The organism is Bacillus sp. FSL K6-2861, assembly GCF_038630725.1.
GTDB classification, from domain to species: domain Bacteria; phylum Bacillota; class Bacilli; order Bacillales; family Bacillaceae; genus Bacillus; species Bacillus velezensis.
In genome coordinates this window covers 88,181-113,224 of record NZ_CP152037.1, presented here as the reverse complement: position 1 = coordinate 113,224, position 25,044 = coordinate 88,181, and the positions used below count along the sequence as shown (strand labels likewise).

Here is a 25,044-nt window from a genome sequence, read left to right as displayed (position 1 = left end):
GTTTTCCCAACTTAAAAGCCGGTAACGGCGGCGGCCGCCTTTAAATACTGATTTCCGCAGAAATGTTCTTCAAAGGTCTTAAGGGCGCACTTCTAAAACATGACGCATGAATCTCTCTCAGCCGATGAAGATTCTTTCTGTAATGGTCATTGTTTTATACTCTTCCCTGTCAACAATCGTATATTTAAATGCTTTTCAGGCGTCTGACGGCTGTTTCACTGCCGATCAGCTCAATGGCCTGCGGAAGCTCAGGACCGTGTGTCTGACCGGTAACCGCTACGCGAATCGGCATGAACAGCTTTTTGCCTTTATGGCCTGTTTCTTTCTGAACAGCTTTGATTGAGGCTTTGATCAGCTCAGGCGTAAATTCTTCAAGCTCTTCAAGCTTCGCAGCAAATACGCTGAGCACTTCAGGCACCTGTTCCTCTTCCAGAACGGCTTTTGCCTCTTGATTATACTCGATCTCATCTTTAAAGAACAAATCAGTCAGCTCGACAATTTCAGCGCCGTAGCTCAATTGCTCATGGTAAAGAGAAATTAATTTACGAACCCATTCCTGCTCCTCGGCAGAAAGCTCAGTGCCGACTTTTCCTGCTTTTTGCAGGTGCGGCAGGGTCAGCTCAACCACTTGATCAAGATCCAGCGCTTTGACGTATTGGTTGTTGACCCATTTCAGTTTATGCATATCAAACAGAGCCGGTGACTTAGACAAACGATTCACATCAAAAATTTCAATGAATTGTTCTCTTGTGAAAAGCTCTTCTTCACCGACGGGAGACCAGCCGAGAAGTCCGATAAAGTTAAACAGCGCTTCAGGCAGGTAACCCAGCTCATCATACTGCTCAATAAACTGGATAATTGATTCATCACGTTTACTTAATTTTTTGCGGCTTTCGTTTACGATAAGCGTCATATGTCCGAAGACAGGAACATCCCAGCCGAATGCCTGGAAAATCATGATCTGTTTCGGTGTATTTGAAATGTGATCCTCACCGCGGAGCACGTGCGTCATTTTCATTAAGTAATCGTCAATCGCGACGGCAAAGTTATACGTCGGTGTTCCGTCTTTTTTGACGATGACAAAGTCGCCGATGCCGTCTGATTCAAAAGAAATCTCACCTTTTACGATATCGTTAAATGCGATGATTTTCCCTTCCGGCACGCGAAAACGGATGCTCGGCTGTCTGCCTTCGGCTAAAAACTGCTCCTGCTCTTCCTGAGTCAGGTTTCTGTGTTTGCCGGAATAGCGCGGCATTTCCCCGCGGGCGATTTGCTCTTCACGTTCTTTCTCAAGTTCTTCTTCCGTACAGAAACATTTATAAGCAAGCCCTTTTTCAAGAAGCTCTTCATAGTACTTTTTGTAAATGTCGTTACGCTCAGACTGGCGGTACGGGCCGTATTCTCCGCCGATATCCACACTTTCATCCCAGTCCATGCCGAGCCATTTCAAATAGTTGAGCTGGCTTTGCTCTCCGCCTTCAATATTTCGCTTTTTGTCCGTATCCTCAATCCGGATAATAAACTTTCCGCCTTGGCTGCGGGCAAATAAATAGTTAAAAAGCGCCGTTCTGGCGTTACCGATATGCAAATGTCCGGTCGGACTCGGTGCATAACGAACGCGTACTTCATTTCCCATGTTCAAATACTTCCTTTCATCTCGTCTGTAGCCTCTAGCCGAATATATGTATCTATTCTACCACCAAATAGACCGGGCATCAAAACAATGATCAGGCTTTTTGGATCAGAACGGTCGCCTGAGCGGCAATTCCTTCGGCTCTTCCGGTAAACCCGAGCTTTTCTGTCGTCGTCGCTTTTACGTTTACTTGAGAGACGTCCGCCTCAAGGCCTTCCGCTATCCGTTTTCTCATAGCATCAATATGCGGCGCCATTTTCGGCTTTTGCGCAATAATCGTGCAGTCTATATTTCCGAGTACGTATCCTTTTTCTTTTACAATGTTCCAGACATGCTGAAGCAGCTTAAAAGAATCCGCATCCTTGAATTCCGGATCAGTATCCGGGAAATGCTTGCCGATATCTCCTTCACCTGCCGCTCCGAGACACGCGTCTGCGACTGTATGCAGCAATACATCCGCATCTGAATGTCCGAGCAGCCCCTTTTCATAAGGAATTTCAATTCCGCCGATGATGAGAGGACGGCCTTCCGTTAATTGATGCACATCAAATCCTTGTCCGATTCTAAACATTATGATTCCCACTTTCCGCTTTCATGATTGCTTTCGCAAATATCAGGTCATCCGGCGTTGTCAGCTTAATATTGGTATAGCTGCCTTCAACGATACTCACCTGATATCCATCAAGACGCTCGACGAGGCTGGCGTCATCCGTCCCTAAGAAGCCTTTGTTTTCCGCTTCCATATGCGCCTTTTTCAATAAAGAAAGACGAAAAGCCTGCGGCGTTTGAACGGCCCACAAGCTTGAACGATCAAAGGTCTCCGCAACCCGGGAGCCTTCCGCCCGTTTTATCGTGTCTTTCACAGGAACAGCCAGGACAGCCGCTCCCGCCTCCTCTGCTGTTTCAACGAGCTTATCGATATGCTGATGTGTGACAAACGGTCGCGCTCCGTCATGAACAAGGACGACCGCTTCCTTATCAATCACTTTCAGTCCTTCGTATACACTGTGCTGACGCTCCGCACCTCCGGTAACAAGCTCAATTTCCGTCTGAATCGGAAATTGGGCCAGCAGCTGGCGAAAATCTTCCCGTTCACTCTCGTTTATCACCAGGATTATTTTCTGACAGGGTGCGTGGCTTTCAAAAACCCGCAGTGTGTGTATAATAACAGGCGCACCTTTTAAGCTGATGAACAGCTTATTTTTCCCGGCCTTCATCCGTTTTCCTTGTCCGGCAGCCGGAATAACGACAACATATTCCATATGAACTCCCTCTTAAAGAGCTTTCTCAAGCAGCTTGGGCTTGGCAAAAATCATTCGTCCCGCCGCTGTCTGCAGTACGCTGGTTACGAGCACATCAATATGTTTCCCTATATAATTGCGGCCTTCTTCCACAACAATCATCGTCCCGTCATCCAAGTAAGCCACACCTTGATTATGCTCTTTCCCGTCCTTAATCACCTGCACATTCATCTCTTCGCCCGGAAGCACAACCGGCTTCACCGCGTTTGCAAGGTCATTAATATTCAGTACCGCAACCTTCTGAAGCTCGCATACTTTATTTAAATTAAAATCATTCGTCACAACGACGCCGGATGTCAGCTTCGCAAGTTTGACAAGCTTGCTGTCAACCTCCTGAATGTCCTCGAAGTCGCCTTCATAAATTTCAACCGTAATATCCAGTTCCTTTTGAATGCGATTCAAGATATCCAGTCCGCGGCGTCCTCTGTTACGTTTTAAAACATCTGAAGAATCAGCGATATGCTGTAATTCCTCCAGCACAAATTGAGGAATGACAATGACGCCTTCTAAAAAGCCCGTCTGACAAATATCTGCAATTCTCCCATCAATAATAACACTTGTATCCAAGATTTTCAGCCTTTTATCCTGTTCCTCCTGCTCCTCATCAGCACTTCCCTTTTTCTTCTGCATTCTTGCAGAAATGGAGAAAAGACTGATCAGTTCATCCTTTTTCTTAAATCCGACTTGGAAGCCCAGATAACCGAGAAAGAAAGCCAGAAAGACCGGAATGATGGTGCTGAATATACGGTACGGAATATTGTCCAGCGGAATCACGTTTACAATGAGATATGCGATGATAAGTCCAAAAACCAATCCGAGACTCCCGAATAACAGATCCGGCACCGGAGCTCTCAGCAAAGAATCTTCAATCCATTTTACCCAATTAATCACATATTCTGTCGTCCATATACTGATGAGAAAAAAGATAATAGCACCAATTGCAGCAGACGTATATGCGTTTGTTATTAAAGGTATGTCCTGTATATTTGACAGCACAAACAATTCAGGTATTAAAAAGATACCGACAACGCCGCCCACAATAATGAAGAACGCCTGAACTATTCGTTTTAACATACCTCCACCTCCTTTTAAGTAACATTTTTTCAGCAGACTGTCAGAGCCTACAAATTCAGAATAAACAAAAACTAACAATAATATACCCGGATTCCGACAGGTTTAAGCGATTCTTAAAGCTGTCTATCTATATAGTGTTTTTCCTGAAGGCGTTTTAAGCCTTTTTTGATTTTTTTGGCGCGCACTTCGCCGATACCCTCAACATCATCAAGCTCTTCTACAGTGGCTTCCGTTATGCTTGGCAAAAATCCGAACGCCTCAACCACATTTTCAACAATCGGCATCGGCAGACGCGGAATTTTGTTCAGCAGCCTGTATCCTCTCGGGAGCACATAATCATCAAGATTGGTAGAAGCCGGATATCCAAGCAGCTTAAACAGAATGGAATCATCAAGCAGATCATAGCTGGACATATCCTGAAGCTCTTTTAACAGCACGAACGGATCTTTGATTTTTTCTTTGACATAGTCTTTGATGAAAAGTGCTGCCTCTTCTTCCATGTCCGTAATCAGTTCAATCACCTGCAGACGGATTAAGTGGCCTTCCGTTCCGAGTTCTTTAATATACATATTGATTTCATTTTTTATTCGGAGCACCATTTCATATCGATGCATGACGGACAGCACGTCACTGAATGTCACAAGCTCCTCAAACTCTAATGCGTTTAAAGCCGTAATCGTTTTGTCTAAAATGGTTTTATACTTCTCAAGCGTTTGAATGGCCTGATTTGCCTTTGTTAAAATAAATCCTATGTCCTTTAGTGTGTACTTCATGCTGTCCTGATATAACGTAATGACATTTCTGCGCTCAGAAATGGCGATGACGAGACAGCCGGTCTGCTTCGCCACCCGTTCCGCCGTACGGTGTCTCATTCCCGTTTCTGAAGAAGAAATGGTCGCCTCCGGCATAAGCTGCGTATTCGCATAAAGAATTTTCTGGCCGGAATCACTTAAAATAATGGCACCGTCCATTTTGGCCAGCTCGTATAAGTGAGCGGGCGCAAATGATGTATTAATATGAAAACCGCCATCCACGACTTGCTTTACCTTATCATTGTATCCGACAACAATCAGGCCGCCTGTATTTGCCCGAAGTACATTCTCTATCCCGGCTCTGAGCGGGGTGCCCGGTGCAACGAACTGCAGAATTGCAGACAGGTCAAGCTCTTGTTTCGCCCCTTTTTTCTCTTTTTCCATCTATTATGATCCTCCTAATGAAGTACGAAGCGCTTCTGCAACATTTGCTACTCCGACAACCTCAATCCCTTTTGGTATTGTCCACCCGTCTGCATTCGCCTCAGGTATGATCATGCGCTTGAAGCCGAGTTTCGCCGCTTCCTTTACGCGCTGTTCGATTCTTGACACCCTGCGGACTTCTCCTGTCAGACCCACTTCACCGATAAAGCAATCTGCGGGATTCGGCGGTGTATCTCTGAAGCTTGAGGCAATGCTGACGGCTACTGCCAAATCAATCGCCGGTTCATCCAGTTTGACCCCGCCGGCGACCTTTAAATACGCATCTTGATTTTGAAGCAAAAGACCCACCCGCTTCTCAAGCACAGCCATAATTAACGATACCCTGTTGTGGTCTATGCCTGTAGCCATGCGGCGCGGGTTTCCAAAACTGGTCGGTGAAATGAGCGCCTGGATTTCAACCAGAATCGGTCTCGTTCCTTCCATTGACGCAACGATACTCGAACCCGATGCCCCGGCAGAACGCTCTTCCAAGAAAATTTCAGAAGGGTTCAGCACTTCCGTAAGCCCCTCTTCCCGCATTTCAAAGATGCCCATTTCATTTGTGGAGCCGAAACGGTTTTTTACGGCCCGCAAAATACGGAATGTATGGTGCCGCTCTCCTTCAAAGTATAGAACGGTATCGACCATGTGCTCAAGCAATCTCGGCCCCGCGATCGATCCTTCTTTTGTGACGTGCCCGACGATAAAAATAGGTATGCCGTTTGTTTTCGCGATTTTCATCAATTCGGCCGTACACTCTCTTACTTGTGATACACTGCCGGGAGCCGAGGTGATATCACTTTGGTAAACGGTCTGAATGGAGTCTACGACAACAAATGCGGGTTTCATCTCTTGTATAGCAGACGAAATATACTCCATATCGGTTTCAGATAAAACATGTAACATTTGGCTGTGGATTCCAAGTCTGTCGGCGCGCAGCTTCGTTTGCTTCACGGATTCTTCCCCTGAAATGTAAAGCACGCTGCCGGCCGTATCTGCTAATTGTGCGGATACTTGGAGAAGGAGCGTTGATTTTCCGATCCCGGGATCGCCGCCGATTAATACTAACGAGCCTTTCACAACGCCGCCGCCAAGCACTCTGTTGAATTCTTCGAGCTTTGTTTGGACGCGGGGTTCTTCCGATGTTTCAATTGATGTAATGGGTGATGGTTTCTGGACGGTTTGAACGGAGTGGGAGAAAGCCGCCCGCCGATTCGCCGGCGCTTTTTTTATGGTTTCTTCCACCATTGTATTCCAAGCCCCGCAGCCCGGGCACTTTCCCATCCATTTTGCGGATTCATAACCGCATGAGTGGCAGATGAATTTTGTTTTTGATTTAGCCATATATGTTGTAAGACCTCTTCCTTATCGAATATTTCTCTATATAACAAAGTGAGGCATACACTCGCTTACGTATGCCTCATGTTTGTCACTATATTAGTTCGTTTTAGCAGTTGTTTTTACGACAAATTCGCCGTCCTCAACATCAAGAACAATGTGCTGGCCTTTATCAATATTGCCTCTGAGGAGTTCTTCTGATAACCGGTCCTCCACATGCTTTTGAATCGCTCTTCTTAACGGACGTGCGCCGTATTCCAAATCGACGCCCTCTTCTGCCACTTTTGCTTTTGCAGCATCCGTCAGCTCGATAGAGAGATCTTGTTCTTTCAGACGTTTTGTTAACTGATCAGACATAAGCGACACGATGTCTGTAAGATGTTTTTTCTCAAGGGAGTGGAAGACGATAATTTCGTCAATCCGGTTGATAAACTCAGGTCTGAAGGCACGCTTCAGCTCTCCCATGACTTTGTCTTTCATGTCTTTATGGTTTTGTGATTCATCCTGCACATTGAAGCCCACATATTTGTTGCGTTTCAGCTCGCTCGCTCCGACGTTTGACGTCATAATCAGGATCGTGTTGCGGAAATCCACAGTGCGTCCTTTTGAATCAGTCAAGCGTCCGTCTTCAAGCACTTGCAGGAGTATGTTAAACACATCAGGGTGCGCTTTTTCAATTTCATCAAGCAGTACGACAGAGTAAGGTTTTCTTCTCACTTTTTCTGTCAGCTGGCCGCCTTCATCATAGCCGACATATCCCGGAGGAGAACCGACAAGACGTGAAGTCGAGTGTTTCTCCATGTATTCGGACATATCCACTCTGATCATCGCTTCCTCATCACCGAAAATGGATTCCGCCAGCGCTCGTGCCAGCTCTGTCTTCCCAACGCCTGTAGGGCCTAGGAAGATGAATGAACCAATCGGGCGTTTCGGGTCCTTCAGACCGGCTCTTGCACGTCTGACAGCCTTTGCAACGGCTACAACAGCTTCATCCTGGCCGATGACGCGGGAGTGCAGAATGCTTTCCATATTGAGAAGCTTATCTGTTTCCGTTTGGGCAATTTTAGATACAGGCACCCCGGTCCAGCTGGATACAACCATCGCGATATCCTCTACAGAAACTTCGGAGTTCTCCTGTCCTTGTTTTTCTTTCCAGGTTTTTTTCGTGTCTTCCACCTGTTCTCTCAGGCGCTGCTCCGTATCACGAAGGGAAGCCGCTTTTTCAAACTCCTGGCTCTGAACGGCAGCGTCTTTTTCCTTGCGAACTTCATCGAGTTTCTGCTCAAGCTCTTTTAAGTTCGGAGGCGTTGTGAACGAACGGAGACGCACTTTTGAACCGGCTTCATCAATTAAATCGATCGCTTTATCCGGAAGGAAGCGGTCAGAAATATAACGGTCGGACAATTTTACCGCCGCTTCAATCGCTTCATCGGTAATGGATACGCGGTGATGCGCTTCATAGCGGTCACGGAGTCCTTTTAAAATTTGAATGCTTTCATCGGCTGAGGGCTGATCCACCTGAATCGGCTGGAAACGGCGCTCGAGAGCGGCGTCTTTTTCGATATATTTACGGTATTCATCAAGCGTTGTCGCACCGATGCATTGGAGCTCTCCGCGGGCCAGTGAAGGTTTTAAGATATTCGATGCGTCAATCGCACCTTCTGCTCCCCCCGCTCCAATCAGTGTATGCAGTTCGTCAATGAATAAAATAATATTGCCGGCCTGACGTATTTCATCCATTACTTTTTTCAAGCGGTCTTCAAATTCTCCGCGGTATTTCGTACCGGCTACAACCGTACCCATGTCTAATGTCATTACGCGTTTATCACGTAAAATTTCCGGCACTTCATTATTGATGATCTGCTGTGCGAGGCCTTCAGCAATCGCAGTTTTACCTACACCCGGTTCTCCGATAAGAACGGGGTTATTCTTCGTTCTGCGGCTTAATACCTCAATAACACGCTGAATTTCTTTGCTTCGGCCGATAACCGGATCAAGACTGTCTTCCTTCGCAATCGCAGTTAAATCACGCGCCAGACTGTCCAGCGTCGGCGTGTTTGCATTGCTGTTCGTACCGGATGCAGAAGATCCCGTCTCATTGCTTCCCAGAAGCTGCAGCACTTGCTGTCTCGCCTTATTCAAGCTGACACCGAGATTATTCAGAACTCTCGCCGCTACGCCTTCTCCTTCACGAATCAGTCCGAGAAGTATGTGTTCTGTTCCCACATAAGAATGTCCTAGCTTTCTGGCTTCATCCATGCTGAGCTCAATGACTTTTTTTGCTCTTGGCGTATAATGAATCGTTTGAGACATTTCCTGTCCCCGTCCGATTAAGCTCTCCACTTCTTTCTGAATTTTATCCGAACCGAGTCCGAGTGCTTGGAGTGCTTTAGCCGCAATCCCTTCTCCTTCACGAACCAGACCTAATAAGATATGTTCAGTTCCAATATTGTTATGGCCTAAGCGCAGTGCTTCTTCCTGTGCCAGTGCCAATACCTTTTGAGCTCGCTCTGTAAACCTTCCAAACATCATATCGAATCATCCTCCTGTCTATTTGCACTCATTTCTAAATGCAGCCTTTCCCTGATAAGAGCCGCTCTTCTCGCGTCTCTTTCGTTCGGCCGTAATGCACCGCCCGAATATTGCTGGAGAAAACCCGGCTGTGTCAAAATCATCAGTTCATTAAGTATATTGCTTGATAGCCCTTTAATGATCCCCAGGTCTATCCCCAGCCGAACGTCAGAAAGGCATTTCGCCGTTTCCTTTGATTCAATCATACGGCAGTTGGATAAAACACCGTAAGACCTGAATACCCGGTCCTCCAATTCAATTTTCGAGGTTTGGTAAAGCGCTTCTCGGGCTGAACGTTCCTGCTCAATCAGCTGGGCAGCCACACTGTTTAAATCATCTACAATGTCCTGTTCTGATTTTCCGAGTGTGATTTGATTTGAAATTTGAAAGATATTTCCTAATGCTTCGCTGCCTTCACCGTAAATTCCTCTAACAACTAAACCTAATTGGTTAATTGCCGGTATAATTCGATTCATTTGCCTAGTTAATACAAGGCCCGGCAAATGCATCATGACTGAAGCCCTTAGTCCCGTCCCTACATTTGTAGGACAGCTTGTTAAGTACCCTCTCTTCTCTCCAAAGGCGTAATCCACTTTCTCCTCAATCCAGTCATCAACCTGGTTTGCCGCTTTTATGGCATTGAGAAGCTGGAAGCCGGGGAAGAGGCATTGAATTCTGATATGATCTTCTTCATTTAACATAATGCTGACTTCTTCATTTTCAGAAAGCAGACAGCCGCCAAAAGGGGATTCCGTTAAATTCGGGCTGATCAGATGTTTCTCCATCAGCACCCGTTTTTCCAAAGGCTGAGCTTCACTCATTCTGATTAAATGAAATTGACCGATATCAGGCAGTTCTTTTCCTGAAAAGTGATCTTCGAATTGCTGAATGATGGATGAGGCTTCTTCATTCGTATACCGGGCGGGAAACTTTATATTTTCAAAGTTTCGGGCCAACCGTATACGGCTGCTGAGTACAATGTCACTTTCAGGTCCCTTTTGCTTCATCCAATTGCTTAGTGCGTCCTGAATAAAATGCTTGAGCGACATTACCCTTGTTCCCCCTCACTGTCTTTACTTTTTAACTTCTGCTCTAACGATCGGATCTGATCCCTGACCTCCGCTGCTCTTTCAAACTCTTCGTGGTGTATTAAAGATTCAAGTTCTTTTTTTAACATTTCCATTTGCCGTCTTACATGCAGGTTTCCGCCTATTCGTTTTGGAATTTTCCCGGCATGCACCGTATTCCCGCTGTGAACTTTTCGCAAGATCGGCGTAATTTGGCTGTAGAACGTATCGTAACATTCCGCACAGCCGAAACGCCCTGTTTTTCTCAGCTGCTGAAACGTCATACCGCATTTCTTACAAGCTGTCCCTTGCTCTGAATAGCCGAACATTTGAGAACCGGTGTTTTGAAATGAAGACTCCATATTCAGCAGTCCTGATAATAAATTATGGATCGAGAACCCTTGGTTTCCACTTATACTGTATGAATCACTATTTTCTTTTGCACATTGTTCACAAATATGAACTTCTTGTTTTTCTCCATTAACAACTTTCGTAAAGTGAAAAGTGGCCGGTCTCTCATTGCATTCTTGACAAATCAATCTTTTCACCCGCTTACTTTAGTTTTAAAGATGTGAGCATTGCTTTCATCATTCTGGCTCTTAGTTCATCCCGTTCGGGCAAATCAATATATAGAACTGAACGATCCATTACACTCACCATCATTTTAGCTTCTCTTTCCGAAATAACTCCGTCCTCTAACAGTCTGAGAATAATGTCATCAGAGGCTGCCTGGGACAAGTGGGTATGAATCTGCGAAATAATATTATTGATGAGGACGACTTCGTTATTCATTTTAATTTTGATAATACGAATATAACCGCCGCCTCCCCGTTTACTTTCAACAATATATCCTCTTTCACTTGTAAATCTGGTGTTGATGACATAATTTATTTGGGAAGGAACACATTGAAATTTATCAGCGATTTCACTGCGTTTGATCTCTAAAATTTCTTTGCCATTTTGATCTAATACTTGTTTCAAGTACTGTTCAATGATGTCAGAAATATTATGTCCCACTCAACCCCCTCCTTTATTGACTTTGACTATATTTGACTTTAATCTTACTATAAGGTGTTTCGCAAAATTTTTCAACTGTATCGCTCTATCTCTATTATTTCCACTTTGCACAAGCATAAAACCTGCTTTTGCAAAAAGGCATATCGTTACGTTTCTCATATTATATAACGTATGCAGAAAAACACAAAAAAGGCAGCTCATGATGAGCTGCCTTTACCGTAATGATAGCTTGGCGGCGTCCTACTCTCACAGGGGGAAACCCCCGACTACCATCGGCGCTGAAGAGCTTAACTTCCGTGTTCGGCATGGGAACGGGTGTGACCTCTTCGCTATCGCCACCAAACCATTGAGAGTGTTCTCTCAAAACTAGATAACAGTAAGCATACATTCAAATTGGTTAAGTCCTCGATCGATTAGTATCTGTCAGCTCCATGTGTCGCCACACTTCCACCTCAGACCTATCAACCTGATCATCTTTCAGGGATCTTACTTCCTTGCGGAATGGGAAATCTCATCTTGAGGGGGGCTTCATGCTTAGATGCTTTCAGCACTTATCCCGTCCGCACATAGCTACCCAGCGATGCCCTTGGCAGAACAACTGGTACACCAGCGGTGCGTCCATCCCGGTCCTCTCGTACTAAGGACAGCTCCTCTCAAATTTCCTGCGCCCGCGACGGATAGGGACCGAACTGTCTCACGACGTTCTGAACCCAGCTCGCGTACCGCTTTAATGGGCGAACAGCCCAACCCTTGGGACCGACTACAGCCCCAGGATGCGATGAGCCGACATCGAGGTGCCAAACCTCCCCGTCGATGTGGACTCTTGGGGGAGATAAGCCTGTTATCCCCGGGGTAGCTTTTATCCGTTGAGCGATGGCCCTTCCATGCGGAACCACCGGATCACTAAGCCCGACTTTCGTCCCTGCTCGACTTGTAGGTCTCGCAGTCAAGCTCCCTTGTGCCTTTACACTCTGCGAATGATTTCCAACCATTCTGAGGGAACCTTTGGGCGCCTCCGTTACCTTTTAGGAGGCGACCGCCCCAGTCAAACTGCCCACCTGACACTGTCTCCCCGCCCGATAAGGGCGGCGGGTTAGAAGGTCAATACAGCCAGGGTAGTATCCCACCGATGCCTCCACCGAAGCTGGCGCTCCGGTTTCCAAGGCTCCTACCTATCCTGTACAAGCTGTACCAACATTCAATATCAGGCTGCAGTAAAGCTCCACGGGGTCTTTCCGTCCTGTCGCGGGTAACCTGCATCTTCACAGGTACTATAATTTCACCGAGTCTCTCGTTGAGACAGTGCCCAGATCGTTGCGCCTTTCGTGCGGGTCGGAACTTACCCGACAAGGAATTTCGCTACCTTAGGACCGTTATAGTTACGGCCGCCGTTTACTGGGGCTTCAATTCGCACCTTCGCTTACGCTAAGCGCTCCTCTTAACCTTCCAGCACCGGGCAGGCGTCAGCCCCTATACTTCGCCTTACGGCTTCGCAGAGACCTGTGTTTTTGCTAAACAGTCGCCTGGGCCTATTCACTGCGGCTCTCTCGGGCTTGCACCCTAACAGAGCACCCCTTCTCCCGAAGTTACGGGGTCATTTTGCCGAGTTCCTTAACGAGAGTTCTCTCGATCACCTTAGGATTCTCTCCTCGCCTACCTGTGTCGGTTTGCGGTACGGGCACCTCTCACCTCGCTAGAGGCTTTTCTTGGCAGTGTGGAATCAGGAACTTCGCTACTATAATTCGCTCGCCATCACAGCTCAGCCTTCACGGGAAACGGATTTGCCTATTTCCCAGCCTAACTGCTTGGACGCGGATATCCAATACCGCGCTTACCCTATCCTCCTGCGTCCCCCCATTGCTCAAATGGTGAGGAGGTGGTACAGGAATATCAACCTGTTATCCATCGCCTACGCCTTTCGGCCTCGGCTTAGGTCCCGACTAACCCTGAGCGGACGAGCCTTCCTCAGGAAACCTTAGGCATTCGGTGGAGGGGATTCTCACCCCTCTTTCGCTACTCATACCGGCATTCTCACTTCTAAGCGCTCCACAAGTCCTTCCGGTCTTGCTTCACAGCCCTTAGAACGCTCTCCTACCACTGTTCGAAGAACAGTCCGCAGCTTCGGTGATACGTTTAGCCCCGGTACATTTTCGGCGCAGAGTCACTCGACCAGTGAGCTATTACGCACTCTTTAAATGGTGGCTGCTTCTAAGCCAACATCCTGGTTGTCTAAGCAACTCCACATCCTTTTCCACTTAACGTATACTTTGGGACCTTAGCTGGCGGTCTGGGCTGTTTCCCTTTCGACTACGGATCTTATCACTCGCAGTCTGACTCCCAAGGATAAGTCATCGGCATTCGGAGTTTGACTGAATTCGGTAACCCGGTAGGGGCCCCTAGTCCAATCAGTGCTCTACCTCCGAGACTCTTACCTTGAGGCTAGCCCTAAAGCTATTTCGGAGAGAACCAGCTATCTCCAGGTTCGATTGGCATTTCACCCCTACCCACACCTCATCCCCGCACTTTTCAACGTGCGTGGGTTCGGGCCTCCATTCAGTGTTACCTGAACTTCACCCTGGACATGGGTAGATCACCTGGTTTCGGGTCTACGACCACGTACTCAATTCGCCCTATTCAGACTCGCTTTCGCTGCGGCTCCGCATCTTCTGCTTAACCTTGCACGGGATCGTAACTCGCCGGTTCATTCTACAAAAGGCACGCCATCACCCGTTAACGGGCTCTGACTACTTGTAGGCACACGGTTTCAGGATCTCTTTCACTCCCCTTCCGGGGTGCTTTTCACCTTTCCCTCACGGTACTGGTTCACTATCGGTCACTAGGGAGTATTTAGCCTTGGGAGATGGTCCTCCCGGATTCCGACGGAATTTCACGTGTTCCGCCGTACTCAGGATCCACTCAGGAGAGAACGAAGTTTTGACTACAGGGCTGTTACCTCCTATGGCGGGCCTTTCCAGACCTCTTCATCTACCTCGTTCCTTTGTAACTCCGTACAGAGTGTCCTACAACCCCAAGAGGCAAGCCTCTTGGTTTGGGCTGGTCCCGTTTCGCTCGCCGCTACTCAGGGAATCGCATTTGCTTTCTCTTCCTCCGGGTACTTAGATGTTTCAGTTCCCCGGGTCTGCCTTCTCATATCCTATGTATTCAGATATGGATACCACTCCATTACGAGTGGTGGGTTTCCCCATTCGGAAATCTCCGGATCAAAGCTTGCTTACAGCTCCCCGAAGCATATCGGTGTTCGTCCCGTCCTTCATCGGCTCCTAGTGCCAAGGCATCCACCGTGCGCCCTTTCTAACTTAACCGTTAAAAAGAATCACTACGTGATATCTTGCATTACTAATTGAATGTGAATTACTTCTGTTATCTAGTTTTCAAAGAACAACATCTCGAAGAATCGAATGATCCTTCAAAACTAAACAAGACAGGGAACGTTCTGTTTATAAGACCCAAGGTCTTATATTCCGTTAAAATCCTTAGAAAGGAGGTGATCCAGCCGCACCTTCCGATACGGCTACCTTGTTACGACTTCACCCCAATCATCTGTCCCACCTTCGGCGGCTGGCTCCATAAAGGTTACCTCACCGACTTCGGGTGTTACAAACTCTCGTGGTGTGACGGGCGGTGTGTACAAGGCCCGGGAACGTATTCACCGCGGCATGCTGATCCGCGATTACTAGCGATTCCAGCTTCACGCAGTCGAGTTGCAGACTGCGATCCGAACTGAGAACAGATTTGTGGGATTGGCTTAACCTCGCGGTTTCGCTGCCCTTTGTTCTGTCCATTGTAGCACGTGTGTAGCCCAGGTCATAAGGGGCATGATGATTTGACGTCATCCCCACCTTCCTCCGGTTTGTCACCGGCAGTCACCTTAGAGTGCCCAACTGAATGCTGGCAACTAAGATCAAGGGTTGCGCTCGTTGCGGGACTTAACCCAACATCTCACGACACGAGCTGACGACAACCATGCACCACCTGTCACTCTGCCCCCGAAGGGGACGTCCTATCTCTAGGATTGTCAGAGGATGTCAAGACCTGGTAAGGTTCTTCGCGTTGCTTCGAATTAAACCACATGCTCCACCGCTTGTGCGGGCCCCCGTCAATTCCTTTGAGTTTCAGTCTTGCGACCGTACTCCCCAGGCGGAGTGCTTAATGCGTTAGCTGCAGCACTAAGGGGCGGAAACCCCCTAACACTTAGCACTCATCGTTTACGGCGTGGACTACCAGGGTATCTAATCCTGTTCGCTCCCCACGCTTTCGCTCCTCAGCGTCAGTTACAGACCAGAGAGTCGCCTTCGCCACTGGTGTTCCTCCACATCTCTACGCATTTCACCGCTACACGTGGAATTCCACTCTCCTCTTCTGCACTCAAGTTCCCCAGTTTCCAATGACCCTCCCCGGTTGAGCCGGGGGCTTTCACATCAGACTTAAGAAACCGCCTGCGAGCCCTTTACGCCCAATAATTCCGGACAACGCTTGCCACCTACGTATTACCGCGGCTGCTGGCACGTAGTTAGCCGTGGCTTTCTGGTTAGGTACCGTCAAGGTGCCGCCCTATTTGAACGGCACTTGTTCTTCCCTAACAACAGAGCTTTACGATCCGAAAACCTTCATCACTCACGCGGCGTTGCTCCGTCAGACTTTCGTCCATTGCGGAAGATTCCCTACTGCTGCCTCCCGTAGGAGTCTGGGCCGTGTCTCAGTCCCAGTGTGGCCGATCACCCTCTCAGGTCGGCTACGCATCGTCGCCTTGGTGAGCCGTTACCTCACCAACTAGCTAATGCGCCGCGGGTCCATCTGTAAGTGGTAGCCGAAGCCACCTTTTATGTCTGAACCATGCGGTTCAAACAACCATCCGGTATTAGCCCCGGTTTCCCGGAGTTATCCCAGTCTTACAGGCAGGTTACCCACGTGTTACTCACCCGTCCGCCGCTAACATCAGGGAGCAAGCTCCCATCTGTCCGCTCGACTTGCATGTATTAGGCACGCCGCCAGCGTTCGTCCTGAGCCAGGATCAAACTCTCCGATAAAGTGTTTGACTGACTACGCACATCGCTGTGCGATTTATTTAAAACTTTGAATTAACAGGTACGTTTTGTCTTGTTTAGTTTTCAAAGATCATTTTGTTCACTTTCTCAAGCAACTTTTTAAGTATATAATAAGTTTCTTTTAAAGTCAACATATTTTTTATAAATGGTGGAGCCTAGCGGGATCGAACCGCTGACCTCCTGCGTGCAAAGCAGGCGCTCTCCCAGCTGAGCTAAGGCCCCGAAGTGGTCGGGAAGACAGGATTCGAACCTGCGACCCCATGGTCCCAAACCATGTGCTCTACCAAGCTGAGCTACTTCCCGATTTTTAAAAATATTATGGCGCGCCCGAGAGGAGTCGAACCCCTAACCTTTTGATCCGTAGTCAAACGCTCTATCCAATTGAGCTACGGGCGCATAACAATGAATGCCGAGGGCCGGACTTGAACCGGCACGGTAGTCACCTACCGCAGGATTTTAAGTCCTGTGTGTCTGCCAATTCCACCACCCCGGCGTGGATGGTATAGTTGGAGCGGAAGACGGGATTCGAACCCGCGACCCCCACCTTGGCAAGGTGGTGTTCTACCACTGAACTACTTCCGCATACAGGATAACTATCCTGTATAATGCGGGTGAAGGGACTTGAACCCCCACGTCATAAGACACTAGATCCTAAGTCTAGCGCGTCTGCCAATTCCGCCACACCCGCGTAACATGGTGAGCCATGAAGGACTCGAACCTTCGACCCTCTGATTAAAAGTCAGATGCTCTACCAACTGAGCTAATGGCTCTTTTTAAAAGACTTATGTTATTATCTTGTCCAAAAATGGTGCCGGCCAGAGGACTTGAACCCCCAACCTACTGATTACAAGTCAGTTGCTCTACCAATTGAGCTAGGCCGGCAAATATGGTGGAGGATGACGGGCTCGAACCGCCGACCCTCTGCTTGTAAGGCAGATGCTCTCCCAGCTGAGCTAATCCTCCATATATTACACTTACGTGTAATAGCTTGGCGGCGTCCTACTCTCACAGGGGGAAACCCCCGACTACCATCGGCGCTGAAGAGCTTAACTTCCGTGTTCGGCATGGGAACGGGTGTGACCTCTTCGCTATCGCCACCAAACCATTGAGAGTGTTCTCTCAAAACTAGATAACAGTAAGCATACATTCAAATTGGTTAAGTCCTCGATCGATTAGTATCTGTCAGCTCCATGTGTCGCCACACTTCCACCTCAGACCTATCAACCTGATCATCTTTCAGGGATCTTACTTCCTTGCGGAATGGGAAATCTCATCTTGAGGGGGGCTTCATGCTTAGATGCTTTCAGCACTTATCCCGTCCGCACATAGCTACCCAGCGATGCCCTTGGCAGAACAACTGGTACACCAGCGGTGCGTCCATCCCGGTCCTCTCGTACTAAGGACAGCTCCTCTCAAATTTCCTGCGCCCGCGACGGATAGGGACCGAACTGTCTCACGACGTTCTGAACCCAGCTCGCGTACCGCTTTAATGGGCGAACAGCCCAACCCTTGGGACCGACTACAGCCCCAGGATGCGATGAGCCGACATCGAGGTGCCAAACCTCCCCGTCGATGTGGACTCTTGGGGGAGATAAGCCTGTTATCCCCGGGGTAGCTTTTATCCGTTGAGCGATGGCCCTTCCATGCGGAACCACCGGATCACTAAGCCCGACTTTCGTCCCTGCTCGACTTGTAGGTCTCGCAGTCAAGCTCCCTTGTGCCTTTACACTCTGCGAATGATTTCCAACCATTCTGAGGGAACCTTTGGGCGCCTCCGTTACCTTTTAGGAGGCGACCGCCCCAGTCAAACTGCCCACCTGACACTGTCTCCCCGCCCGATAAGGGCGGCGGGTTAGAAGGTCAATACAGCCAGGGTAGTATCCCACCGATGCCTCCACCGAAGCTGGCGCTCCGGTTTCCAAGGCTCCTACCTATCCTGTACAAGCTGTACCAACATTCAATATCAGGCTGCAGTAAAGCTCCACGGGGTCTTTCCGTCCTGTCGCGGGTAACCTGCATCTTCACAGGTACTATAATTTCACCGAGTCTCTCGTTGAGACAGTGCCCAGATCGTTGCGCCTTTCGTGCGGGTCGGAACTTACCCGACAAGGAATTTCGCTACCTTAGGACCGTTATAGTTACGGCCGCCGTTTACTGGGGCTTCAATTCGCACCTTCGCTTACGCTAAGCGCTCCTCTTAACCTTCCAGCACCGGGCAGGCGTCAGCCCCTATACTTCGCCTTACGGCTTCGCAGAGACCTGTGTTTTTGCTAAACAGTCGCCTGGGCCTATTCACTGCGGCTCTCTCGGGCTTGCACCCTAACAGAGCACCCCTTCTCCCGAAGTTACGGGGTCATTTTGCCGAGTTCCTTAACGAGAGTTCTCTCGATCACCTTAGGATTCTCTCCTCGCCTACCTGTGTCGGTTTGCGGTACGGGCACCTCTCACCTCGCTAGAGGCTTTTCTTGGCAGTGTGGAATCAGGAACTTCGCTACTATAATTCGCTCGCCATCACAGCTCAGCCTTCACGGGAAACGGATTTGCCTATTTCCCAGCCTAACTGCTTGGACGCGGATATCCAATACCGCGCTTACCCTATCCTCCTGCGTCCCCCCATTGCTCAAATGGTGAGGAGGTGGTACAGGAATATCAACCTGTTATCCATCGCCTACGCCTTTCGGCCTCGGCTTAGGTCCCGACTAACCCTGAGCGGACGAGCCTTCCTCAGGAAACCTTAGGCATTCGGTGGAGGGGATTCTCACCCCTCTTTCGCTACTCATACCGGCATTCTCACTTCTAAGCGCTCCACAAGTCCTTCCGGTCTTGCTTCACAGCCCTTAGAACGCTCTCCTACCACTGTTCGAAGAACAGTCCGCAGCTTCGGTGATACGTTTAGCCCCGGTACATTTTCGGCGCAGAGTCACTCGACCAGTGAGCTATTACGCACTCTTTAAATGGTGGCTGCTTCTAAGCCAACATCCTGGTTGTCTAAGCAACTCCACATCCTTTTCCACTTAACGTATACTTTGGGACCTTAGCTGGCGGTCTGGGCTGTTTCCCTTTCGACTACGGATCTTATCACTCGCAGTCTGACTCCCAAGGATAAGTCATCGGCATTCGGAGTTTGACTGAATTCGGTAACCCGGTAGGGGCCCCTAGTCCAATCAGTGCTCTACCTCCGAGACTCTTACCTTGAGGCTAGCCCTAAAGCTATTTCGGAGAGAACCAGCTATCTCCAGGTTCGATTGGCATTTCACCCCTACCCACACCTCATCCCCGCACTTTTCAACGTGCGTGGGTTCGGGCCTCCATTCAGTGTTACCTGAACTTCACCCTGGACATGGGTAGATCACCTGGTTTCGGGTCTACGACCACGTACTCAATTCGCCCTATTCAGACTCGCTTTCGCTGCGGCTCCGCATCTTCTGCTTAACCTTGCACGGGATCGTAACTCGCCGGTTCATTCTACAAAAGGCACGCCATCACCCGTTAACGGGCTCTGACTACTTGTAGGCACACGGTTTCAGGATCTCTTTCACTCCCCTTCCGGGGTGCTTTTCACCTTTCCCTCACGGTACTGGTTCACTATCGGTCACTAGGGAGTATTTAGCCTTGGGAGATGGTCCTCCCGGATTCCGACGGAATTTCACGTGTTCCGCCGTACTCAGGATCCACTCAGGAGAGAACGAAGTTTTGACTACAGGGCTGTTACCTCCTATGGCGGGCCTTTCCAGACCTCTTCATCTACCTCGTTCCTTTGTAACTCCGTACAGAGTGTCCTACAACCCCAAGAGGCAAGCCTCTTGGTTTGGGCTGATCCCGTTTCGCTCGCCGCTACTCAGGGAATCGCATTTGCTTTCTCTTCCTCCGGGTACTTAGATGTTTCAGTTCCCCGGGTCTGCCTTCTCATATCCTATGTATTCAGATATGGATACCACTCCATTACGAGTGGTGGGTTTCCCCATTCGGAAATCTCCGGATCAAAGCTTGCTTACAGCTCCCCGAAGCATATCGGTGTTCGTCCCGTCCTTCATCGGCTCCTAGTGCCAAGGCATCCACCGTGCGCCCTTTCTAACTTAACCGTTAAAAAGAATCACTACGTGATATCTTGCATTACTAATTGAATGTGAATTACTTCTGTTATCTAGTTTTCAAAGAACAACATCTCGAAGAATCGAATGATCCTTCAAAACTAAACAAGACAGGGAACGTTCTGTTTATAAGACCCAAGGTCTTATATTCCGTTAAAATCCTTAGAAAGGAGGTGATCCAGCCGCACCTTCCGATACGGCTACCTTGTTACGACTTCACCCCAATCATCTGTCCCACCTTCGGCGGCTGGCTCCATAAAGGTTACCTCACCGACTTCGGGTGTTACAAACTCTCGTGGTGTGACGGGCGGTGTGTACAAGGCCCGGGAACGTATTCACCGCGGCATGCTGATCCGCGATTACTAGCGATTCCAGCTTCACGCAGTCGAGTTGCAGACTGCGATCCGAACTGAGAACAGATTTGTGGGATTGGCTTAACCTCGCGGTTTCGCTGCCCTTTGTTCTGTCCATTGTAGCACGTGTGTAGCCCAGGTCATAAGGGGCATGATGATTTGACGTCATCCCCACCTTCCTCCGGTTTGTCACCGGCAGTCACCTTAGAGTGCCCAACTGAATGCTGGCAACTAAGATCAAGGGTTGCGCTCGTTGCGGGACTTAACCCAACATCTCACGACACGAGCTGACGACAACCATGCACCACCTGTCACTCTGCCCCCGAAGGGGACGTCCTATCTCTAGGATTGTCAGAGGATGTCAAGACCTGGTAAGGTTCTTCGCGTTGCTTCGAATTAAACCACATGCTCCACCGCTTGTGCGGGCCCCCGTCAATTCCTTTGAGTTTCAGTCTTGCGACCGTACTCCCCAGGCGGAGTGCTTAATGCGTTAGCTGCAGCACTAAGGGGCGGAAACCCCCTAACACTTAGCACTCATCGTTTACGGCGTGGACTACCAGGGTATCTAATCCTGTTCGCTCCCCACGCTTTCGCTCCTCAGCGTCAGTTACAGACCAGAGAGTCGCCTTCGCCACTGGTGTTCCTCCACATCTCTACGCATTTCACCGCTACACGTGGAATTCCACTCTCCTCTTCTGCACTCAAGTTCCCCAGTTTCCAATGACCCTCCCCGGTTGAGCCGGGGGCTTTCACATCAGACTTAAGAAACCGCCTGCGAGCCCTTTACGCCCAATAATTCCGGACAACGCTTGCCACCTACGTATTACCGCGGCTGCTGGCACGTAGTTAGCCGTGGCTTTCTGGTTAGGTACCGTCAAGGTGCCGCCCTATTTGAACGGCACTTGTTCTTCCCTAACAACAGAGCTTTACGATCCGAAAACCTTCATCACTCACGCGGCGTTGCTCCGTCAGACTTTCGTCCATTGCGGAAGATTCCCTACTGCTGCCTCCCGTAGGAGTCTGGGCCGTGTCTCAGTCCCAGTGTGGCCGATCACCCTCTCAGGTCGGCTACGCATCGTCGCCTTGGTGAGCCGTTACCTCACCAACTAGCTAATGCGCCGCGGGTCCATCTGTAAGTGGTAGCCGAAGCCACCTTTTATGTCTGAACCATGCGGTTCAAACAACCATCCGGTATTAGCCCCGGTTTCCCGGAGTTATCCCAGTCTTACAGGCAGGTTACCCACGTGTTACTCACCCGTCCGCCGCTAACATCAGGGAGCAAGCTCCCATCTGTCCGCTCGACTTGCATGTATTAGGCACGCCGCCAGCGTTCGTCCTGAGCCAGGATCAAACTCTCCGATAAAGTAGTTTGACTGACTACGCACATCGCTGTGCGATTTATTTAAAACTTTGAATTAACAGGTACGTTTTGTCTTGTTTAGTTTTCAAAGATCATTTTGTCTTTCGTTCAAGCGACTTTATTATTATATCTTATCAATCTCTTGAAGTCAACAACTTTTTTAAATTTCTTTTTTCGTCAGCGCCTTGTTTAGCGGCAACGAATAATAATATACCACCTCACAAATAATAGTGCAATAGTTTTTAAAAAGAAAATCAAAAAAGTTTTACGAGCGGCTTGTTTCTAAAAAAGCGCCGTACTGCGATAAGCAGAAACGGCGCTTTCCCTTTTATTAGCGTTGTCTCATTTGAGGGAATAATAAAACGTCTCTGATAGACGGAGCATTTGTTAACAGCATGACAAGGCGGTCGATACCGATACCCAATCCCCCGGTCGGCGGCATGCCGTATTCAAGAGCTTCAACGAAGTCTTCATCCATCATATGCGCTTCATCGTTTCCTTCTTCTCTTTCTTTTAACTGCGCTTCAAAGCGTTCCCTCTGGTCAATAGGGTCATTCAGCTCCGTAAACGCATTAGCGTGCTCACGGCCGACGATAAACAGTTCAAAACGGTCTGTAAAGCGAGGGTCCTCCGGATTTTTCTTAGCAAGAGGAGAAATCTCTACAGGGTGGCCGTAAATAAATGTAGGCTGAATGAGTGTTTCTTCAATTTTTTGTTCGAAGAATTCATTGATGATATGACCCACCGTCATTGAGTTTGTGATCTCGACACCATGCTCTTTTGCATGACCGCGCGCTTCTTCAACAGTCATCTCATTCCAGAAATCTACACCTGTCGCTTCTTTGACCGCATCTACCATGTGGAGTCGTTTCCACTCAGGTTTCAAATCAATCTGCTCTTCGCCGTACTGGATTGTGGTGCTTCCAAGCACTTCCTGCGCAATATGTGCTACGAGGTTTTCCGTAAGACTCATAATATCTTTATAATCGGCGTACGCTTCATACAGCTCGATCATCGTGAATTCAGGGTTGTGGCGTGTAGAAACACCTTCGTTACGGAACACGCGGCCGATTTCGTAGACTTTTTCCAATCCGCCGACAATCAGGCGTTTCAGGTGCAGTTCAATCGCAATACGCATATAAAGAGGCATGTCGAGTGCGTTATGGTGCGTGATGAACGGGCGTGCAGACGCTCCTCCCGGTATGCTGTGCATCGTAGGTGTTTCAACTTCTAAGTATCCATGGTCATCTAAGTATCTTCTCATCGCTTGGATGATTTTGCTGCGTGTGATAAACGTTTGTTTGCTGTCAGGGTTTACGATGAGATCGAGATAGCGCTGGCGGTAACGCTGTTCAACGTCTTTTAACCCATGATATTTATCAGGAAGAGGACGCAGTGCTTTTGTCAGCAGTTCAAAAGATGTCGCTTTGACAGAAAGCTCGCCTACGTTTGTTTTGAAAACTTTCCCCGTGATGCCGATAACGTCTCCGAGGTCTGAAGATTTAAAGATTTCATATTGTTCTTCGCCGACACTGTCTTTTCTTACGTAAATTTGAATTTGACCTTCTAAGTCCTGCAGATGCGCAAAGCCGGCTTTCCCTTTTCCGCGCTTTGTCATCATACGGCCTGCAATGGTCACTTCGACCGCTTTTTCTTCCAGTTCTTCTTTAGAAAGCTCCTGGTAGGCGTCAATGATCTGTTGAGATTGATGCGTTCTCTCGAAACGTTCACCGAAAGGGTCAATGCCGTTTTCTCTCAGCTGGTTCATTTTATCTCGTCTGACTTGCAGCTGGTCGTTCAATTCCTCATGATTTTGCTCTTCTTGACTCATTGGTATCACTCCGTTACATTTTGATTTCACGAAAAAGCAGAAAAACTGCCAGCGGTAAGCTGGCAGTGAGCAGCAATAGAGGGTGTATATTAACCTACTTTTGCATCTTGAAGCTCTTTTGCCTCTGCTTCGGCGGTAAATGCATCTAAAAGCTGCACAACTTCTTCACGCGTCTCACATTGGTTAATTTCGTTGCGTACATTCGCATTGCCTCTGACACCTTTCAGATACCAGGCAGCGTGTTTTCTCATTTCTCTGACTGCCACATTTTCGCCTTTTAACTTAATCAGGCGGTCTAAGTGCAGTTTGCATACCGACATTTTTTCACGGACTTTCGGTTCGTCTTTTAACTCGCCGGTTTCAAGGTAGTGCACCGTACGGTAAATCATCCACGGGTTGCCGAGTGCGGCCCGGCCGATCATGACGCCGTCAACTCCTGTTTCCTCAAGCATGCGTTTCGCGTCCTGAGGCGTTTTGACATCACCGTTTCCGATGACGGGAATGGAGACGGATTGCTTCACTTCTTTAATGATATCCCAGTTCGCAGTGCCTTCATACATTTGCACTCTTGTGCGGCCGTGCAGGGCAACGGCTTTTCCGCCGGCACGTTCAACGGCTTGGGCATTTTTCACCGCATAAATGTGCTCTTCATCCCAACCCATTCTCATCTTCACTGTAACCGGCTTATCAACAGCATCTACTACTGCGGATACCATTTCATAAATCTTATCAGGGTCGAGAAGCCATTTGGCGCCCGCGTCACATTTTGTAATCTTGGGTACGGGACATCCCATGTTAATATCAATAATATCAGCAGTCGTGTTTTGATCTACAAACTTCGCCGCTTCCACAAGGGTTTCCTTTTTCCCTCCAAAAATCTGAAGGCTGAGCGGTTTTTCACGTTCATCAATGTAAAGCATCCCCATTGTTCTTGCGTTGTTGTAAAGAATCGCTTTGTCACTGACCATTTCAGCGCATACCAATCCGGCTCCGAATTCCTTTACAGTCAATCTGAACGCTGAGTTGCAGACACCGGCCATAGGGGCAAGCACAACCCGGTTTTTCAATTGAATATCACCGATTTTAAACATTTTTCCCCTCCTTTCA

At 48.5% G+C, this 25,044-nt stretch carries 12 protein-coding genes, 9 tRNA genes, 6 rRNA genes and 1 other annotated feature (1 of these 28 running past the window's edge); all 27 genes read right to left on the bottom strand.

Going from position 1 to position 25,044, the window contains the following annotated elements; translation table 11 throughout:
- Window positions 1-182 (bottom strand) — a binding site (T-box leader) (it extends 52 nt beyond the left edge of the window).
- A 2-nt stretch (window positions 183-184) separates the two neighbouring features.
- Entirely contained in the window at window positions 185-1,636 is a 1,452-nt protein-coding gene (gltX, locus tag NYE62_RS00610) for a glutamate--tRNA ligase (RefSeq protein ID WP_064115709.1), read from the bottom strand.
- A 91-nt stretch (window positions 1,637-1,727) separates the two neighbouring features.
- Window positions 1,728-2,204 carry a 2-C-methyl-D-erythritol 2,4-cyclodiphosphate synthase gene (gene ispF / locus NYE62_RS00605; protein WP_003156407.1) on the bottom strand — a complete coding sequence of 159 codons (477 nt, stop codon included), beginning with the start codon at window positions 2,202-2,204 and terminating at the stop codon, window positions 1,728-1,730.
- Window positions 2,197-2,895 (bottom strand): 2-C-methyl-D-erythritol 4-phosphate cytidylyltransferase, encoded by a 699-nt coding sequence (gene ispD / locus NYE62_RS00600; RefSeq protein WP_342497179.1) that lies wholly within the window; start codon window positions 2,893-2,895, stop codon window positions 2,197-2,199. Before ispD ends, ispF begins: the two co-directional genes overlap by 8 nt.
- Before the next feature lie 12 nt (window positions 2,896-2,907).
- A complete protein-coding gene (locus NYE62_RS00595) occupies window positions 2,908-4,008 on the bottom strand; it encodes a PIN/TRAM domain-containing protein (protein ID WP_003156403.1) in 1,101 nt (366 codons plus the stop codon).
- 113 nt (window positions 4,009-4,121) lie between these two features.
- Window positions 4,122-5,204, bottom strand: coding sequence for a DNA integrity scanning diadenylate cyclase DisA (gene disA / locus NYE62_RS00590; protein WP_007410390.1), 1,083 nt, complete (start codon window positions 5,202-5,204; stop codon window positions 4,122-4,124).
- A 3-nt stretch (window positions 5,205-5,207) separates the two neighbouring features.
- A complete protein-coding gene (radA, locus tag NYE62_RS00585) occupies window positions 5,208-6,587 on the bottom strand; it encodes a DNA repair protein RadA (protein ID WP_095352457.1) in 1,380 nt (459 codons plus the stop codon).
- 93 nt (window positions 6,588-6,680) lie between these two features.
- Window positions 6,681-9,113 carry an ATP-dependent protease ATP-binding subunit ClpC gene (gene clpC, locus NYE62_RS00580; protein ID WP_007410388.1) on the bottom strand — a complete coding sequence of 811 codons (2,433 nt, stop codon included), beginning with the start codon at window positions 9,111-9,113 and terminating at the stop codon, window positions 6,681-6,683.
- Complete coding sequence (locus NYE62_RS00575) at window positions 9,110-10,201, bottom strand: protein arginine kinase (RefSeq protein ID WP_003156398.1); 1,092 nt, start codon at window positions 10,199-10,201, stop codon at window positions 9,110-9,112. The genes clpC and NYE62_RS00575 overlap by 4 nt, the downstream gene beginning before the upstream one ends.
- A complete protein-coding gene (locus tag NYE62_RS00570) occupies window positions 10,201-10,758 on the bottom strand; it encodes a UvrB/UvrC motif-containing protein (RefSeq protein ID WP_007410387.1) in 558 nt (185 codons plus the stop codon). The genes NYE62_RS00575 and NYE62_RS00570 overlap by 1 nt, the downstream gene beginning before the upstream one ends.
- Before the next feature lie 13 nt (window positions 10,759-10,771).
- Window positions 10,772-11,236 (bottom strand): transcriptional regulator CtsR, encoded by a 465-nt coding sequence (ctsR, locus tag NYE62_RS00565; protein WP_003156396.1) that lies wholly within the window; start codon window positions 11,234-11,236, stop codon window positions 10,772-10,774.
- Window positions 11,237-11,463: 227 nt separating this feature from the next.
- Window positions 11,464-11,579 (bottom strand): 5S ribosomal RNA (gene rrf, locus NYE62_RS00560).
- A gap of 50 nt (window positions 11,580-11,629) precedes the next feature.
- Window positions 11,630-14,559 (bottom strand): 23S ribosomal RNA (locus NYE62_RS00555).
- Between the two features lie 175 nt (window positions 14,560-14,734).
- Window positions 14,735-16,284 (bottom strand): 16S ribosomal RNA (locus tag NYE62_RS00550).
- 164 nt (window positions 16,285-16,448) lie between these two features.
- Window positions 16,449-16,524: transfer RNA gene (locus tag NYE62_RS00545), tRNA-Ala, on the bottom strand.
- A 4-nt stretch (window positions 16,525-16,528) separates the two neighbouring features.
- Window positions 16,529-16,605, bottom strand: a tRNA-Pro gene (locus NYE62_RS00540).
- 16 nt (window positions 16,606-16,621) lie between these two features.
- A tRNA-Arg gene (locus tag NYE62_RS00535) sits at window positions 16,622-16,698 on the bottom strand.
- Window positions 16,699-16,709: 11 nt separating this feature from the next.
- Window positions 16,710-16,795 (bottom strand) — tRNA-Leu (locus NYE62_RS00530).
- Window positions 16,796-16,809: 14 nt separating this feature from the next.
- Window positions 16,810-16,884 (bottom strand) — tRNA-Gly (locus NYE62_RS00525).
- Between the two features lie 24 nt (window positions 16,885-16,908).
- Window positions 16,909-16,990 (bottom strand) — tRNA-Leu (locus tag NYE62_RS00520).
- 6 nt (window positions 16,991-16,996) lie between these two features.
- Window positions 16,997-17,072, bottom strand: a tRNA-Lys gene (locus NYE62_RS00515).
- Window positions 17,073-17,108: 36 nt separating this feature from the next.
- Window positions 17,109-17,184, bottom strand: a tRNA-Thr gene (locus NYE62_RS00510).
- A gap of 5 nt (window positions 17,185-17,189) precedes the next feature.
- Window positions 17,190-17,265: transfer RNA gene (locus tag NYE62_RS00505), tRNA-Val, on the bottom strand.
- A gap of 23 nt (window positions 17,266-17,288) precedes the next feature.
- A 5S ribosomal RNA gene (gene rrf, locus NYE62_RS00500) occupies window positions 17,289-17,404 on the bottom strand.
- A gap of 50 nt (window positions 17,405-17,454) precedes the next feature.
- Window positions 17,455-20,384, bottom strand: a 23S ribosomal RNA gene (locus NYE62_RS00495).
- A 175-nt stretch (window positions 20,385-20,559) separates the two neighbouring features.
- Window positions 20,560-22,109 (bottom strand): 16S ribosomal RNA (locus tag NYE62_RS00490).
- The 16S, 23S and 5S rRNA genes sit together here with 9 tRNA genes alongside, the layout of an rRNA operon.
- 328 nt (window positions 22,110-22,437) lie before the next feature.
- Window positions 22,438-23,937 (bottom strand): lysine--tRNA ligase, encoded by a 1,500-nt coding sequence (lysS, locus tag NYE62_RS00485; protein ID WP_039062453.1) that lies wholly within the window; start codon window positions 23,935-23,937, stop codon window positions 22,438-22,440.
- 89 nt (window positions 23,938-24,026) lie between these two features.
- A complete protein-coding gene (gene dusB / locus NYE62_RS00480; RefSeq protein ID WP_007409948.1) occupies window positions 24,027-25,028 on the bottom strand; it encodes a tRNA dihydrouridine synthase DusB in 1,002 nt (333 codons plus the stop codon).
- Window positions 25,029-25,044 lie beyond the last annotated feature (16 nt).